The organism is Photobacterium iliopiscarium (genome assembly GCF_003026395.1).
In the GTDB taxonomy this organism is placed as follows: Bacteria; Pseudomonadota; Gammaproteobacteria; order Enterobacterales; family Vibrionaceae; genus Photobacterium; species Photobacterium iliopiscarium.
In genome coordinates, this window is sequence record NZ_PYOO01000003.1 from 34,302 (window position 1) to 51,245 (window position 16,944).

12 protein-coding genes are annotated in these 16,944 nt (G+C 39.6%); 6 read left to right on the forward strand and 6 right to left on the reverse strand.

What is annotated here, in order from left to right; translation table 11 throughout:
- The first annotated feature begins 171 nt into the window (after positions 1 to 171).
- Positions 172 to 696: a molybdopterin-guanine dinucleotide biosynthesis protein B gene (mobB, locus tag C9J51_RS06025; RefSeq protein ID WP_045040696.1), complete on the forward strand. Its 525-nt coding sequence runs from the start codon at positions 172 to 174 to the stop codon at positions 694 to 696.
- A 117-nt stretch (positions 697 to 813) separates the two neighbouring features.
- Here mobB and C9J51_RS06030 read toward each other — a convergent pair whose 3' ends face one another.
- A complete protein-coding gene (locus tag C9J51_RS06030) occupies positions 814 to 1,824 on the reverse strand; it encodes an META domain-containing protein (protein ID WP_052668208.1) in 1,011 nt (336 codons plus the stop codon).
- 232 nt (positions 1,825 to 2,056) lie between these two features.
- On the opposite strand from C9J51_RS06030, the gene C9J51_RS06035 reads away from it, so the two are divergent.
- Positions 2,057 to 3,382 carry a rhodanese-like domain-containing protein gene (locus C9J51_RS06035; RefSeq protein ID WP_045040695.1) on the forward strand — a complete coding sequence of 442 codons (1,326 nt, stop codon included), beginning with the start codon at positions 2,057 to 2,059 and terminating at the stop codon, positions 3,380 to 3,382.
- Between the two features lie 66 nt (positions 3,383 to 3,448).
- On the opposite strand, the gene C9J51_RS06040 is transcribed toward C9J51_RS06035, so the two are convergent.
- From C9J51_RS06040 to C9J51_RS06050, 3 genes are all read right to left on the reverse strand, one after another.
- Positions 3,449 to 4,357 carry an aldo/keto reductase gene (locus tag C9J51_RS06040; RefSeq protein ID WP_107274903.1) on the reverse strand — a complete coding sequence of 303 codons (909 nt, stop codon included), beginning with the start codon at positions 4,355 to 4,357 and terminating at the stop codon, positions 3,449 to 3,451.
- Positions 4,358 to 4,501: 144 nt separating this feature from the next.
- The gene (locus C9J51_RS06045) at positions 4,502 to 5,428 is read right to left on the reverse strand and encodes a M15 family metallopeptidase (protein WP_045040694.1); all 927 of its coding nucleotides are present in this window, start codon (positions 5,426 to 5,428) and stop codon (positions 4,502 to 4,504) included.
- A gap of 83 nt (positions 5,429 to 5,511) precedes the next feature.
- Complete coding sequence (locus C9J51_RS06050) at positions 5,512 to 5,964, reverse strand: RNA-binding S4 domain-containing protein (RefSeq protein WP_107236864.1); 453 nt, start codon at positions 5,962 to 5,964, stop codon at positions 5,512 to 5,514.
- 409 nt (positions 5,965 to 6,373) lie between these two features.
- On the opposite strand from C9J51_RS06050, the gene fusA reads away from it, so the two are divergent.
- Positions 6,374 to 8,461 (forward strand): elongation factor G, encoded by a 2,088-nt coding sequence (gene fusA, locus C9J51_RS06055; protein ID WP_045036654.1) that lies wholly within the window; start codon positions 6,374 to 6,376, stop codon positions 8,459 to 8,461.
- A 394-nt stretch (positions 8,462 to 8,855) separates the two neighbouring features.
- On the opposite strand, the gene torS is transcribed toward fusA, so the two are convergent.
- Positions 8,856 to 11,771, reverse strand: coding sequence for a TMAO reductase system sensor histidine kinase/response regulator TorS (torS, locus tag C9J51_RS06060; RefSeq protein WP_107274904.1), 2,916 nt, complete (start codon positions 11,769 to 11,771; stop codon positions 8,856 to 8,858).
- Between the two features lie 148 nt (positions 11,772 to 11,919).
- Here torS and torT point away from each other — a divergent pair, with 148 nt between their 5' ends.
- From torT to C9J51_RS06075, 3 genes are all read left to right on the forward strand, one after another.
- Complete coding sequence (gene torT / locus C9J51_RS06065; RefSeq protein ID WP_107180351.1) at positions 11,920 to 12,990, forward strand: TMAO reductase system periplasmic protein TorT; 1,071 nt, start codon at positions 11,920 to 11,922, stop codon at positions 12,988 to 12,990.
- A gap of 158 nt (positions 12,991 to 13,148) precedes the next feature.
- Positions 13,149 to 13,607 carry a methylglyoxal synthase gene (locus tag C9J51_RS06070; RefSeq protein WP_045036656.1) on the forward strand — a complete coding sequence of 153 codons (459 nt, stop codon included), beginning with the start codon at positions 13,149 to 13,151 and terminating at the stop codon, positions 13,605 to 13,607.
- Between the two features lie 136 nt (positions 13,608 to 13,743).
- Positions 13,744 to 14,724 carry a zinc-binding dehydrogenase gene (locus tag C9J51_RS06075; RefSeq protein WP_045040693.1) on the forward strand — a complete coding sequence of 327 codons (981 nt, stop codon included), beginning with the start codon at positions 13,744 to 13,746 and terminating at the stop codon, positions 14,722 to 14,724.
- A 90-nt stretch (positions 14,725 to 14,814) separates the two neighbouring features.
- On the opposite strand, the gene helD is transcribed toward C9J51_RS06075, so the two are convergent.
- The gene (helD, locus tag C9J51_RS06080; RefSeq protein ID WP_045036658.1) at positions 14,815 to 16,896 is read right to left on the reverse strand and encodes a DNA helicase IV; all 2,082 of its coding nucleotides are present in this window, start codon (positions 16,894 to 16,896) and stop codon (positions 14,815 to 14,817) included.
- Between the last annotated feature and the right edge of the window lie 48 nt (positions 16,897 to 16,944).

Below are 16,944 nucleotides of genomic sequence, written 5' to 3' on the forward strand. Positions count from 1 at the left end.
GACTGTCACATTATTATTATCAAAAAACATGATTACTGTTTTTTATTCAACAACTGAAAATTAAGTTTATTTAAATAAATCCCTTATATATCAATAAATATACGCGGTAGATAGGTGTTCACTTTTGTTAGGTATATAATAGCAAAAGAATCAATATCAACGGGTCTCATAATGATTACATCACCTACACCCATACTCGGTTTCGCGGGTTTTAGTGGTTCAGGAAAGACAACACTTCTTGAGCAACTGATCCCTCTTCTTACACAACACAACTTACGGATAGGGTTACTAAAACACAGTCATCATGATATTGATCCTGATACTCCAGGAAAAGATAGTTATCGCTTACGTCATGCGGGTTGTAGCCAAACCTTATTAGCCACTAAATCTCGGCATATGTTGTTCTTTGAATATCCACAACAAGAACGCCAAGATCCTGAATTAAATCATTGTCTAAGCCAACTTAATCATGATCTATTAGATCTTGTGTTAATTGAAGGTTTTCGTGACCAGCCATTTCCAAAAATAGAGATTCATCGTCCAAGCTACGGCAAACCATTGCTCTATCCCACTGACAATACTATTTTAGCTTTTGCTAGTGATCAGCCAGCCCCTAAAAACTGTTCATTACCACAGCTAGATTTAAATAACCCTCAAGATATTTGCCAATTTATTATTAAATGGTTAGCACAATAGCCTTGAAGTAATATCGATATGAAAATACCGCCACTTAGTCTTCCTAAGTGGCGGTATTTTTATATCGAATTAACCATTAACTGTTTAATCATTAATTGTTTAACAAATGCTAAGATCCTATTTTTTTGCAGCAAAGATCATCACACCAATATGATTATCATGCCGATAAGTTAATGCCAATTTCCCTGCAAAATAAGTAAACTGAGTCACATTCGCCAATTGTTTAAAATATTGTTGCTGACGATGCTTCGATAAAGGATCACCACACTGCCGATTCGTAATGGCCACATGTTGCTCTAATACATCAATAAACCCTGGCTGTGATTGTGACTTCACCGTAACAGTGTAATTATTACAATCAACCTTCCCAACAAAATGTCCATTGATATAACGTAAATCAATATTACCGATCTCAGTAACAGGCTCACCATAACGCCAGCTTTCAAGCTGCCAATCCGTGTTTGCCAATATTGCAGGCGTCAATCTGACAATGGCTTGATGACTGGGAACTTCAACTAACTTATTGTGATTCAAATGCCAAACATGCCGCGCAACATCCCCCGGACAACATGCAGGATCATGTTTTCCCGGTTGAATAACATCTAAAATTATAGTGCTATTTTTTATCGTTAAACCTTTAACTCGTACCCTATCACCGACATATTGAGTCGCAATATTCACTAATTTACCGTGTTGATAAGCCATTACAGCCAAATATAAAAATTGACCACTGCCTCCGGGAGAATAATTTAACAATACCACTGCCATTGGTGCATTCTGCGAATTTAGCCGCCCCATCGCTTTTAAATCACCTAATAACATCACTTGTGGCATGATGCTTCCCCCTGGCTGATAAGGTTCACCCGCCCACAAGCCTTGTTGTAGATGAATAGTGCTACCAATATCATCAATCCCACGATAATAAGCTTGTCGTAATACAGATAATGAATAATCGTATGATTGAGAAACGATAACTGGCGTTAACTGTTTGATTTTTTGCGTTACGATTAACGACGAAGGTTGTTTTAATAAACTTACATGAGGATTTATCGTTGTTATCTCTGCCGCCATTAACGTTGAACTATAAACCGCTAATAAACTTATAAATACAGGGAGTAAACGTTTCATATATGTTCCTCAATAATGCGTTAACTCGACATTTTATAATCTGAACATGCCATAATACATTTCTGACATAAAAGCAGCAAAATAGTTCCCTAACAAATACCACGACAGCATTTATCCTGTAATTCTTAACAAAAAGCTGTTTAAAAATTAACGCAATACAATTGTATTACATTTAAAAAAAGTTAAAATGCGCGCATGTTTTTAACTATCACGAAGGTGATTTGGTTTAATTATGCTCATTAAAACAACAGCGATGGCTGCATTATTACTGACATCCGGAACTTCATTTGCTGCCCCCGCTACATCGCCAACGACGGCAACATTTCAGCAATTAGCGCAACAACAAGCAAAAAAAACACCATTACAAATTATTGATTGCCGTAATAGTAATTTTTTTAATGGTTGGCCGGAGGCTAAACAACAGCAAGGTGGTCATATTGCAGGTGCCGTTAATATTGATGCTAGCTGGCTAAAAACATTAGATACATCTGCATTTCAAACTCTGCTACATGAAAAACATCTTAAACCTAATCTACCAACTTATTTATATTGCTCTGCTGATAAAGCTCAGCAATTAACGTCGGCTTTACAAGATCAAGGTTATCAATCACTAACAACGATTGATCAATCCCTTAGTCATTATCATGGTCAACTTAGCGCTTTACCTAATTTTCAACAATTAGTGCCAGCATCATGGTTAGATGCACTTATTAATGGCAAACATCCACGCTATGCTCCAAAAAATGGTTATAAAGTAGTTGAAGTTGAATGGGGCCCACCGACAAAATATTTACTCGATCATATTCCTGGCTCTTTATACGTTAATACCAATACCATCGAATCAAAACCATGGTGGAACAAAGTCAGTAATACAACATTAACGAAAGTGATTGCTGATCTTGGTATTCGTTATGACACCACGGTTATACTTTATGCGCGCAACAATATGTCTGCCGCACGTTTTGCCAATTTCTTGATGTATGCTGGCGTTAAAGATGTACGTTTATTAAATGGTGGCTGGACAGCATGGACTGATGCTGGTTACCCCACAGAAAACTTACCTAATTACAATAAAAAACCGGTCGCGTTTGGAAAGACCATCCCCGTAAATCCTCAATATATAATCGATACTGCACAAGTAAAATCATTATTGAAAAAACCAACGAATCAGCAATCTGTCGTGAGTATTCGTACTTGGCCTGAATATATTGGTAAAACCAGCGGCTATGATTATATTAAGCCTAAAGGACGCATTGAGGGTGCTAAGTGGGGACATGCAGGCTCTGATTCTTACCACATGCAGGATTTTCTTAACCCAGATCAAACAATGAAAAGCGGTAATGAAATTGCAGCGCAATGGGCTCAATGGAATATTAAACCGCATCAAGATGTTACGTTCTTCTGTGGTACAGGCTGGCGAGCATCAGAAGCATTCTTCTTCGCTCATGTTCTCGGCTGGAAAAATATCAGTGTTTATGATGGTGGTTGGTACCAATGGAGTGCCAATAAAAACAATCCTACGGCTGATGGAACAATAACCCCAGCCAACGTACACTAATAACACCAATGGCAGCCAGCTATCACAATGGTCATTCACGATAGCAGCTGCCATTTTTAGATTCCGTTATGGCACACCATGACCTTTTGCGGCTACCCATATGCGATAAAACTGCTCACGTGATAATGAAAAACCAAGGGCTGCAACAGCCGATCTTACCCGTTCAATATTTCCCGAACCTATAATTGCTAACGGCTTTGATGGTAGACACCTAATCCAAGCATAAATCACTTGATCAATGCTATCTGCACCAATTTCAGCGGCGATCTCAATTAAGGTTTCACGCACACGAATATGTTGCTCAGAACTGCCAGTAAAAATCTCCCCCCCAGCCAAACATGACCACGCCATGGGATGAATGCGCTTCATTTGTAATTGATCAAGCGTACCGTCGTGTGCCACTTCAAAATTAAGCGGATTAATTTCAACTTGATTAGTAACCAGAGGCTGATCAAGACGAGATTGCAATAAATCAAATTGCGCTGGCGAAAAATTCGACACACCAAAATGATTAACCTTTCCTTGTTGTTTTAACTCAGCAAAGGCAGAAGCAACCTCATCAGCATCCATCAATACATCTGGGCGATGAATCAATAACAGATCAATATTATCAACCTGCAAGTTTGCCAATGAATTATTTACTGAATCAACAATATGCTGCTTACTGGTATCATAATGATTAATGCGACGTTGAGGGTATTTAGCATTGCACAGATTAATATCACACTTCGTCACTACCTGTAGCTGTTGACGTAAACTTGGTTTTAACGCTAACGCTTCACCAAATAACGCCTCACATTGATAGCCACCATAAATATCAGCGTGATCAACCGTGGTGATCCCTAATTCAAGATGCTGCTCTATAAACGTTAATCGTTGTTGCGCAGTCATGCCCCACTCAGCTAAACGCCAATAGCCTTGCACTAATTCTGAAAAGTGTAATTGATGTGCAACCATTGTGACTTGACTAACCATTGAACCATCCTTTGTAAGAGTACAACTAATTACCCACTATCCTAAAAGCCTCAAATCATTGCCGCAAATGAATTAATTAAAAACAAAGTATGCAGACTAAAAAATATGACTTAGATTGCAACTTATCAATAAACCCCTTGCCAACTAACGCTTTACACAAATAGCCGAGCGCACAGGTTGAAGCTTAATCGCATCCATTACCCGTTGAGGATTAGCACTATAAGCCAAATGCAATGACTTAACAGATAACTGATGCTTTAGATATTCTGTGTAATCATTAAATTTATACTGCTTATATGCGGTTGGGTACATCTTGCTACAACTGTCATACCACGCAACATAACGCTGAAAAAATAATGTTGCTTGCGCTGGCGTCATTTTACTCATGGTTAACGCCATATCTTTGGTCAATTGAAAATGCTGATAATCAATTGGAGAATTCCAAAAACCACCCCAATATTGAAAACCATGACGAGCAAATGTATCTATAACCGCTTCAGCCATGCCTCGACTATTTGGTTTACCAAACCGATATTGAGTACGATTAGCATAATGCACCCCCTGAACTGGGCTAAATTTAGCATTGCCATTACTACCAAAAGTAACAAATGGATTTTGAAGTGGATTAAGGTCTATCGCGGCCCCATAAGCATGTAATGATAAGCTACCCGTTCCTGCAACCGGACGATAATTAAATGCTGATGTATTATTTGCAGTCATCGAACGGGTATCATCACCACCATACACTTCTATAGGGACGGCTTTATGAATAGGAAAACCTTGCTTAAATAAAGCATCAAAAATATTTCCTACATACGGTGCGACAGCATCCATCACCACCACTTGACCATTAGAATGTGCTTTACCTGCAAAATCACGATAATGAAACGTAACTTTTTTCAAGCGTTGACATGGCACAGGAGCTGTCGCCGAAACAACTCCAGCCTGAGTCATTGCTTGGCACTCATGAAGAGATAGCACACTAACTTGAGCTGCATTAACTGAAAATGACACACTACACGCAAGGACGAATAAGAGTGGTATATAATTGTCACGAAAGTTGATTATCATCCTGATACCTTTCTATAAAAAATAATAAATAACAAACAAAAAAAAGACGTGCCACAGCACGCCTATTATAAATAGTTAATAAATTAAAAACTGATTGGCTTACGTCCTGTTGCGGTATCGGCTTTCTTATCTGTTTGTTCTGCTTCTTTTTTGGTCACAGAACGATTTTTACTGGTTGAGGCTGCTGCTTTATTTTTCTTTGCCTTTGTTACTGGTACTTTTTTATCTTTTTTTGGTGCTTTCGCTACAGGTGCTACTTGGGTTGGTTGTTGATCTCGAGGTGTTACTTCTTGTACGGGTTGATCACAGATAACTACAAAATACTCACCATTAAACTCAATTACGTCACCATCATAGATTTTACAACGCTTACGTAATTCAACATCACCATTTACAGCAACATAACCTTCAGAAATGGCATATTTAGCTTCGCCACCACCACTAACCAAATTAGCAATCTTTAGCACTTTATACAGTTCAATTGGCTGGACAGAAACTTCAACTTCCAGTGCTTCTACTTCTATTTCTTCTGACATTTTGTACACTCAAATAACAAAACAGGGCTTACTTGAATTCTACCTCACTAATAAACAGAAAGTGAAACAAATGACACATTCCAGCAGACTTACTATTTTTTAAGCGCAAACAAACTAAAAAATCGTTTTTGGCTCTTATTATTAGCACCTCATATCAAGACTAATTCATCATCCTGCCCTCAAAAAATCACTAAAATATTCTTAAATCGACTAACAATAATAATCAACCTCGACTAGTCTTGGTTTTTATGACTGTTATTTGCTCAGATCTTCGTCAACAGTTAGAACCCCAAGGGCAAAAAGCAAGCGAATACCTATTTTTATTACATATGGCTATGTTCTGATTAGCACAACTAGTGTTATAATCCGCGACCTCACATGTGACAGTAATTGTTGATAGAGAAAAACAATGACAGATTTATCTAAATACAGAAACATTGGTATTTTCGCGCACGTTGATGCGGGCAAAACCACTACTACAGAGCGTATCCTTAAGCTAACTGGCCAAATCCACAAGATTGGTGAAGTTCATGATGGCGAGTCAACAACTGACTTCATGGAACAAGAAGCTGAGCGCGGAATAACTATCCAGTCAGCAGCAGTAAGCTGTTTCTGGAAAGATCACCGTTTTAACGTTATCGATACTCCTGGACACGTTGACTTCACAGTTGAAGTTTACCGTTCTCTTAAAGTACTTGATGGCGGCATCGGTGTATTCTGTGGTTCTGGTGGTGTTGAACCACAATCAGAAACTAACTGGCGTTATGCGAACGAATCAGAAGTTGCTCGTATTATCTTCGTTAACAAACTAGACCGTATGGGCGCAGATTTCTTCCGCGTTACAGATCAAGTTAAGAAGGTACTAGGCGCGACTCCACTAATCATGACACTTCCAATCGGTCGTGAAGATGATTTCGTTGGTGTTGTTGACGTTCTAACTCGTCAAGCATTCGTATGGGATGACTCTGGTCTTCCTGAAAACTACGAAGTTCTACCTGTTCCTGAAGACATGGTTGATGACGTTGAAGCTTACCGCGAAGAAATGATCGAAACTGCTCTTGAGCAAGACGATGATCTTCTAGAAGCTTACATGGAAGGTGTTGAACCTTCTATTGAAGAAATCAAGCGTTGTATCCGTGCTGGTACACGTACTTGTACTTTCTTCCCAACGTACTGTGGTTCAGCATTCAAAAACAAGGGTATGCAACTTATTCTTGATGCTGTTGTTGACTACTTACCTTGTCCTACAGAAGTAGATCCACAGCCGTTAACTGATCCAGAAACTGGCGAGCCAACTGGTGAAGTTGCAACAGTATCTGTTGACGAACCACTAAAAGCACTTGCATTCAAAATCATGGATGACCGCTTTGGTGCACTAACATTCGTTCGTATTTACTCTGGTAAGCTAAACAAGGGTGACACCATCCTTAACTCTGCTACAGGTAAAACTGAGCGTATCGGCCGTATGGTTGAGATGCAAGCAAACGACCGTAACGAACTTACTTCTGCACAAGCTGGTGATATCATCGCTATCGTTGGTATGAAGAATGTTCAAACTGGTCACACTCTTTGTGATGTTAAGCACGAGTGTACGCTTGAGCCAATGATCTTCCCAACTCCAGTAATCTCTATTGCTGTAACGCCTAAAGATAAAGGCGGTTCTGAGAAAATGGGTATCGCGATCGGTAAAATGGTTGCAGAAGATCCATCTTTCCAAGTTGAAACTGACGAAGAAACTGGCGAAACAATCCTTAAAGGTATGGGTGAACTTCACCTAGACATTAAGGTTGATATCCTTAAGCGTACATACGGCGTAGACCTAATTGTTGGTCAACCTCAAGTTGCTTACCGTGAAACAATCACGAAAGCAGTTGAAGATAGCTACACGCATAAGAAACAATCTGGTGGTTCTGGTCAGTTCGGTAAGATCGACTACATCATGAAACCAGGCGAAGTAGGTTCAGGCTTTACGTTCACATCAGCAGTAATTGGTGGTAACGTTCCTAAAGAATTCTGGCCTGCAATCGAAAAAGGCTTCAAGGGCATGATGAACACTGGTGTTCTAGCTGGTTTCCCTGTTCTTGACGTTGAAATCGAGCTTCTTGATGGTGCATTCCACGCAGTCGATTCATCTGCAGTAGCATTTGAAATCGCAGCGAAAGGCGCATTCCGTCAATCTATGCCTAAAGCTGGTGCGCAACTTCTTGAGCCAATCATGAACGTTGACGTATTTACTCCAGAAGATCACGTTGGTGATGTTATCGGTGACCTTAACCGTCGTCGTGGCATGATCAAAGACCAGATCGCTGGCGTAACTGGTTCTCGTATTAAAGCTGACGTACCACTTTCAGAAATGTTTGGTTACATCGGTACTCTACGTACTATGACTTCAGGCCGTGGTCAGTTCTCTATGGAGTTCTCACACTACGCACCTTGTCCTGCTAACGTTTCTGAAAAAGTTATCGCTGAGCAGAAAGAACGTAACGCTAAGAAGTAATTTTTAAATTACCCTAAGTGATACATTAACCCCAAGGACTTTGTTCTTGGGGTTATTTTTTATCCGTACTTTTATATCACTGCGACGATTCATCACTATCACCTCTCCTCGTATCGCTTATCAAGCACCAACCTTACCCCATCGTACATATCATCATATATTTTCTTCTTGTCTATTCTAAGCACACCTACAAGGATACGGACACGGACACGGACACGCAATTCAAACGTTATTACACCACCGCACCAGCAAAGAGTGTTCACGCATTAGATTTAACGGAACTTCGGTAGCACATTATCAGCCTGAACCTCATCGTCTATTTATGCCCCTTGATCTACGCCCATAAAAAAAGAACGCCACAGCGTTCTTTTTATTATCACTATAATTAGTAATGTTAATTATTAAGGAAAGTGGTTGCTAAAGCGGCAACAGATGCATCAAATACTTGTTGTAATGGTGCGACATCTAACTCAGCAATCGACCCTTCTTGTGCCGATTTTTCAAACGTTAAGCATAACTGATATAGCTGCATTAATCCCATCGTACCAGCAGCACCTTTAAGGGTATGGGCTTGTTTAGCGACATCCGATAAATTGTTATCAGCAATCGCCTGATGCAATATTACTAATGTCTTACTCGCAGAATCACCAAATAAACCAATTAACTGTTTTACTTGATCTTCACCTAATACTTGCAGATCACTGCCTAAAACAGATTCTTTCACTAAAGGAAATAACTCATCAGTCTCAATTAGTTGCGGCTTTTCTTCTCCCGCCCCTTTTTCAATAACCACTCGCTTATCTCCTTTTAAAATACTGTTCATAGTATCAATTAATTGTTGTTCAACTAATGGTTTAGGTAAGAAGCCAGCAAAACCTGCATTTAAATAAATTTCGACTTCCTCTCTAAATACATGGGCAGAAAATGCAACCATCGGCGTCGGCTCTTGCCACGTATTTTTATTACTACTATCAATACGGCGTAATTGATGCAATAGCGTCACACCATCAGTATCAGGTAAATTAATGTCCAATAACGCTAAATCAAACTGTTCATTACGGTAAAACTGCTCTGCTTGTGCGCCATCTTCAGCAATAACCACACTATGGCCAAGCCGCTTAAGAAAACCTTCCGCAACCATACTGTTCACGGGGTTATCTTCAACCAATAAAATATGTGCCGCTGGAACGAGCACTTGGTCAACATCGGTATTCAATCGCTCTTGACCCCGTTCTAGAGGTAATGAGAACCAGAAACAACTCCCCGTATTAGCAATTGAATCAACACCTATCTCACCATCCATAGCAGCAACAATATGTTTACTAATGGCTAAACCAAGTCCTGTCCCTTCAATCGCCTTACGTCCCGCTTCTGCTTGTTGGAACGCGTTAAATAATAACGATTGTTCATGCGTCCCAATACCAATACCAGTATCTTGCACTGAGAATAATATTTCACCTGGCATATCAGGATGTAGCTGAACAGTAATGGTAACTTTACCTTTATCGGTAAATTTAATCGCATTACCCACTAAGTTTACTAGCACTTGTCGAATTCGACTTTCATCACCAACCCAAATAGCATCAACATCAGGTTCAATATAATATTCAAGTCCAATTCGCTTTGCCATTGCACGCCCTTGAAGCATGTTAAACACATCAACGACCATACGTTTTAAAGCAAAATCACTCGATCTTATGTCCAAATGTCCGGCTTCAATCTTAGAATAATCAAGGATGTCATTAAGGATATCTAATAATGTTTCACCACTGCGATTAATCACATCTAAATAGCGTTTTTGTTGTGTGCTTAACGCAGTATCAGCTAATAATGATGCCGTACCTAACACACCATTCATCGGTGTTCTAATCTCATGACTCATGGTCGCTAAGAATGCTGACTTAGCACGGTTCGCTTTTTCAGCTTCATCACGCGCTTTATAATGGTTGTAGACTTCTTCATTTAAACGACTATTAATACGTTCTAATTCACCGGTTCGCTTGGCAACTAACCGCTCTAAACTGGCTTTGTGTTGTTGTAATTCTTGACGAATTTTAGCTTCAGCTTGCGCTAATCGATGTCGTTCACTCGCAGTATCACGTGCCACTAAAATAGCCCGCCCCATTTGTGCTAATTCATCGTCACCATCAACATCTAATTGAATACATAAGTCACCGCGCGCCAGTGATAACAAGGCTCGGCTATAATGGTTAATACGACAAACAACGCGAACATAAACAATACGCCACATAATTAACACTAAAGCGAGCAGCCCAATAGCTGAAATAACAATTAGCGTATTACGCGCAACAGTCAATGTCTGGTCAACCTGCTTAACGGCCTGTTGAGTATTGGTATTAGCCGCAGCAATAATATTATCAACCGTGCTGTTTAACTCTTGGAACAAGACTAAGTTTTGTTGATCTAGTCGTTGTACATCTTGTTTGGCATAAATAAGCTGCTCACTAACCCCAAACAACAGATTTCCACGCTCAAGTTTAGCCGTTTGTTTGAGTAGCTGCTCTGAACGGCTAGGATCTTCAACCGATTTAACCCGATGACTGATAATATTGACCGCATTGTTAAAACGCTTTTTCAATGCCACCAGCGATTTAATATCCATAATACGTTCAGAATCATCAAGCATATTAATTACTTGTAATGATAAAAAGCGTAATTCAAATAACCGCTCAGACAAGTCCATATCAACTTCTACTAAGCTATCAAGCGCGTTATAGACCGCAGGTTTATTATTTTCAGCCACTAAATCATAAATACGCGATACATTAGCAACGGCTATCGTATTGGCATTAGCAACTTGTGATTGTGATAAGCTATCGATTTGATGAGTGGCTTTGGTCATTACCGCCGTTAATTCATCTAATTGACTTTGCAAATCGATTTGTCGACCAACCAATAATCCAAGTAAGGCTAAATTATCAACAATACGCTTTACGTCATCTTCAAGTTTGAGCATTAGCGGTTGATCAAACGAATACTGCTCAAGGGCATGTAGGCTACGTGTTAAAGCTTCAATATGTACCGTTAATGCTCGCCCTTGTTGCATCCGTTCTGATTCAAGTTTCGACTTAGCTAAGACTTGGGCATTAAATATAATTCGAGAGCTCAAATCTGATAATTTCCTAGCTTCAGCTAATGAAGGTACTGCGGAATTAATAACAGTACGTTCAGTTTTAGCGACTAACGAAAAGCCTGCAACACCAATCATAACCGCTATAATCATTAAACCAGCCATGGCAGAAAAGGCTAATAACAGTTTGGCTCCGATACCTTTTCGGGTAAACGTCATAAATAGTCTCTATCTCAAAAATCTTGTTTAGAACAGTGAATAGTCAGCATTAATATGCCTTGTTCGATACTGGCTATTTCACCAGACACAATAAAACGGTACTATTTTGCCAGCGATATGGCTTTAGACCTAAATAATGTTGGTAACAATGCGTATTTTATTTTTTATTTTGATGATTTTCTCTGCTCAATCCGCATTTGCGCTTGAGATTATTTCATATCAACCGCCTTTCAAAGCGGATAAGCAACCGACCAAAATTCAATATTCTTTTTTAACCTCGGTTTCTAAATCGTGGAAAGTATGTGCAGTGTACCCACATTTAAAAGACTCTTATTGGTTATCGATCAATTATGGAATGGTTGAGCAAGCAAAAAAACTCGGTATTACCTTAAAAGTGCTTGAGGCTGGCGGTTATAGCAACCTCGAAAAACAACAAAGTCAGTTAATTGCTTGTCGTCACTGGGGGGCGGATGCCATCATTCTAGGCACCGTTGATACCCAAGCTTATAACGGTAAGTTATCTGCATTAATTGGCAATATCCCGGTATTTTTAATGACCAATGATATCGATTTTACCGATCCAGATATTCGTCAACATGTAAAAGCAAAAGTTGGCGTTGATTGGTATGAAATGGGTAAAGCTGCTGGCACTTATCTCGCAAAACAGCACCCTAAAGGCTCAGGCAAAGTCCGCATTGCATGGCTACCAGGACCACAATTACGTGGTGGAACTAAACCGGTAACAAAAGGTTTTAAAGCGGCAATTGCCAATAGTGATATCGACATTATAACGACGCTATGGGCTGACAACAGTAAAGAACTCCAACGTAACCTATTGCAGCAATTATTTACTGATTATAAAAACATTGATTATATTGTAGGTGGTGCAGTAGCTGCTGAAGTTGCCATCAGTGAATTACGAACCAATCATATTTCCAATATAAAAATTGTATCCACGTATCTCAGTCATGGGGTTTACCGAGGCTTACGTCGCCATAAAATCCTCTTTGCACCAACAGATAAAATGGTTGAACAAGCGCGACTATCAATAGATCAAACAGTACGTTACCTTGAGAAAAAAACGATCGCTCTAGATATTTCACCATTAATTGTTGATTTAACACCACAATATTTACCATCAACCGTTATTCGTGATTCATTGTCACCCGCAGAATTTAGACCTTCATTTTACGTCAATGATCATCATATCAGTCGATAATACCGATCATAATATTGAGCTATAACGATGAATATCAATAAATGATGGGCGACGACAAAGTTTTAATCTAATCTGATTTACACGGTGCCTCGTCTTTGTTACTTATAAACATCGTCACCAAGTTCCATCAAGATGAATTTGATATAAAAAGGAAGATCATGATCACTACAACACGTAAAATGGCAGCTAAAAAGCATATCGCTCTTGTTGCTCATGACAATTGTAAAACTGCTTTACTTCGCTGGGTAAAAGAGCACCAGCATAAGTTGGCAAATCATGCCCTTTATGCAACAGGTACAACTGGACACCTACTCACAAAAGAAACAGGTTTACCTATCACCTGTTTAATCAGTGGTCCAATGGGTGGCGATCAACAACTTGGCGCATTAATTTCAGAAAGCAAAATTGACATCATGATCTTCTTCTGGGATCCACTCAATGCCGTCCCGCATGATCCCGATGTAAAAGCATTACTACGTATATCTGCTGTCTGGAATATTCCGGTAGCGACTAACCGTGCCAGTGCCAATTTTATTATTACATCGCCACTGCTTGATAAAGAAATTGATATAGAAATTCCAGACTATGAGGCTTACCTAAAAGAACGTCTAGATTAAGCATCTGGCTGCTATCATAAAATCAATCAATAAGCCTTCGTCAATATCGAGGGCTTTTTATTATTTAAAATAATATATTTAAGGCAAAAAAAATAATTCCTTATATGGTTATAAGTAGTATATCAAGGAGTCGCCTATGCAAGCGTGGATGTTACAACAACCAGATGGGCTACAAGCCTTATCACTCACGACGACCAATAAACCTATTCCAGCCGCAGATGAAATATGTGTAAAGGTTGCCGTCGTAGGATTAAACCCTATCGATTACAAACTAACTCATTGGGGATATGCGACGTGGAACTATCCCCAAATAATAGGGCTAGATGTCACCGGTAGCATTGAAAGTGTGGGAGAAAATGTCCACCATTTTAATATTAACGATAGAGTCATGTTTTTTGCCGATCCACGAACAGCAGGAGGATTTGCTGAGTACGTCTGTGTTAAAGCCATTGCTGTTAGCCGTATTCCACTGACATTATCATTTACCGATGCCGCAGCGCTCCCCTGCGCAGGATACAGTGCATGGATAGCAGTACACGATAAATTACACGTTGCAGCAGGACAACATATTGCAATCACAGGAGCAGGCGGTGGTGTCGGCGGATTTGCAGCACAATTAGCCAAGCTTGCCGGTGCGCATGTCTATGCCATTGCAGAACGACAGCACCATGCTCGATTACTCAGCTATGGTATTGATGCGGTTATTTGCCCGCAACAAAATGTTGCACTTGAGCTTATAAACCTAACAGAAGATAGATTATTGCATGGTGTGATTGATTGTATCTCAGCCAAATCAGGCAGCATGATGAGTGCGTTAATTCGTTATAATGGTCATATCGTTATGGTCGCAAACCAATTTGACCAAGTGCCCCTATTAGCAACCACAAAAGCGATTAGTATTCATGAAGTCGCACTTCATGGCACTTATGCCCATGGTGCACCAGAACATATCACTCATCTTGCTGATATTGGTAATAATTTAAGTGAATTCGTTGCTAATGGTCGTTTACACAGTATGGTTGAAAAAATCGTCCCATTTAACAAACTCTCCCTCGCACTGACTGAATTAAAAAACCATACCCATTCAGGTAAAATCGTCGTACATGTCAGCACATAAGCTAAAAAATGAACAATAAAAAGCCCTGTTATTATGATCGTTATAACAACTCGCAATCATAATAACAGGGCTTCAATAAACAACTAATCTTTATTTAGTCCGTTTAATTTTATTATTAACTGGGTATTTATCTTCAATTAATTCATTAATAAACGGTGATGTTTTATCAGGATCAGCACAGACCCACACATGCTTTTTAGCACGCGTTAATGCGACATAGAATAAACGGCGTTCTTCAGCGTCATTATAGGTTTCAGTACGTGATTGCATAATCGCAGCTAAACCCGTTTCACGATCCGGTGAAGGGAAAATACCTTTATTCACATCAACAATAAATACATAGTCAGCTTCACGGCCCTTACTTGAATGACACGTCATGTATTCCAAATTAAGGTGCGGCCACTGATTCTTCCACGTTTCAAATTTCTCAGGCTTTTGCTTATTATTGCGCCCCAGAATAAGTACTTTTGTGGTCTTATTCTCGTAATGCTTGTTCAACCGAATTAACTCTTGCGGTAATAAATCGGTCGCCAATAACGTAACCGCCTTTTTACTCTGCTTAGTAAAGCTGGTTAATTGCTTTTTAACTTGGAATGGATTTTGTTGTATAAAGACATTCGCCACTTCGCCAATCATACTATTAAAGCGGTATGTGGTTGAAAGTTCTGTAATACGACTATTACCAAAACGGCTTTCAAAATCAGTCGTTAAATTAACATCAGCTCCAGCAAAATGGTAAATGGCTTGCCAATCGTCACCAACTGCAAATAATGTTGGCGCGGAATGCCCTTCAATTTTCTGATGACATAACGCTTCAATCAATGCTAATCGTTGTGGTGAAATATCTTGGTATTCATCCACCATAATATAACGCCATGGCGAGATAAATTTACCCGTTTTAACATACTCAGTGGCTACTTCGATCATACTGTTGAAGTCAATTTGCTTCTTCACTTTTAAGTGCTGCAAATACGCCTGGTAGCATGGCCATAACAACGTCAACTCACTTTTCATACGCGGTCGCATTGCTGGGTTATTATTGTTTTGAATAGCCTCAAGCAGGGACTCTTTATTCATCCCTGACTGACCTAATAACTCAATATTACGCCATACCCAAGCTTGTAATTGTTCATTTTCAGCTTGTTGTTCCATTGAGTTTTCTTTACTAAACCCAGGGACTCGCCACTGCGTAAGGTGTCGTTGCCATTTATTTGCTGACGTTGAATTATTCCATTGATCAATCAGCATTCGCGCTAACCATGCACTACGAGCGCGAGTATCTAAGGTAATTGATGCAACATTAGGTTTATCCAGTTCAACATCACGAATAATTTGAGAGCCCAAACCATGAAAAGTTGCGACTTTAACCCGATCACTGACTTTTTGTTTTAGTCTGTCAGTCATCTCATCCGCTGCTTTACGCCCAAACGATAACATCAGAATATCTTCAGGCACCGCCACTTGACTAGCAATCAAATACCCTGCTCGTGCAATTAATACACTGGTTTTACCTGTACCCGCACCTGCAAGTACCAAGTTATAATCTTGATTAATTAAAGCGGCTAAACGTTGCGATTCATTCAGTGGCGATTTCTCAAAACTATCGAACCATGAACCCCATTTTTGTGATTGTTGTGTTAACCATTGTTTATTGTGTTCTTCAACCCAAGCTTGATGCTCACCAAGCCACGGTGATATTTTCTCAAAACTACGCGGTCTAAATGTTGCAGCAAGCTCTGGGTTTAATTCTGAGTCGGTTAAACCATCATTAAGAAACTGATGTAATTCATGATGCTCAGAATGGCGTAAGTACCCAGATTTATTAGAAAACAATGCGATACGTTGCAGCATTTCTGGCAATATCGCATCTAATTTATCAACGCGGCTTTGTGCCCAATCTTGATAACTACGGACTAAAAATGCCGCGAAAGATTTACATTCATGCCAAGGTAAACCATGAACTGTCCAACAGTATTGTTGATTTGAAGACGTAAGCTCAAGCGCGCCCCATAATACACCGCGATGGATTTCAATCGAACCATCCCAGTCATCAAAAGAGATAACGTCAGAAGAAGTTTGACTATCTAAGACCAGGTTATTACCGTCTAAAGCGATACTGTAATAATCACCTTGAACTAACCATTGTGCTAGTCGACTGGCACTTAATTGCATTGTGATTCCACCAATTGTTCCATGCTTTAATTAGGCTGTAACACTCAT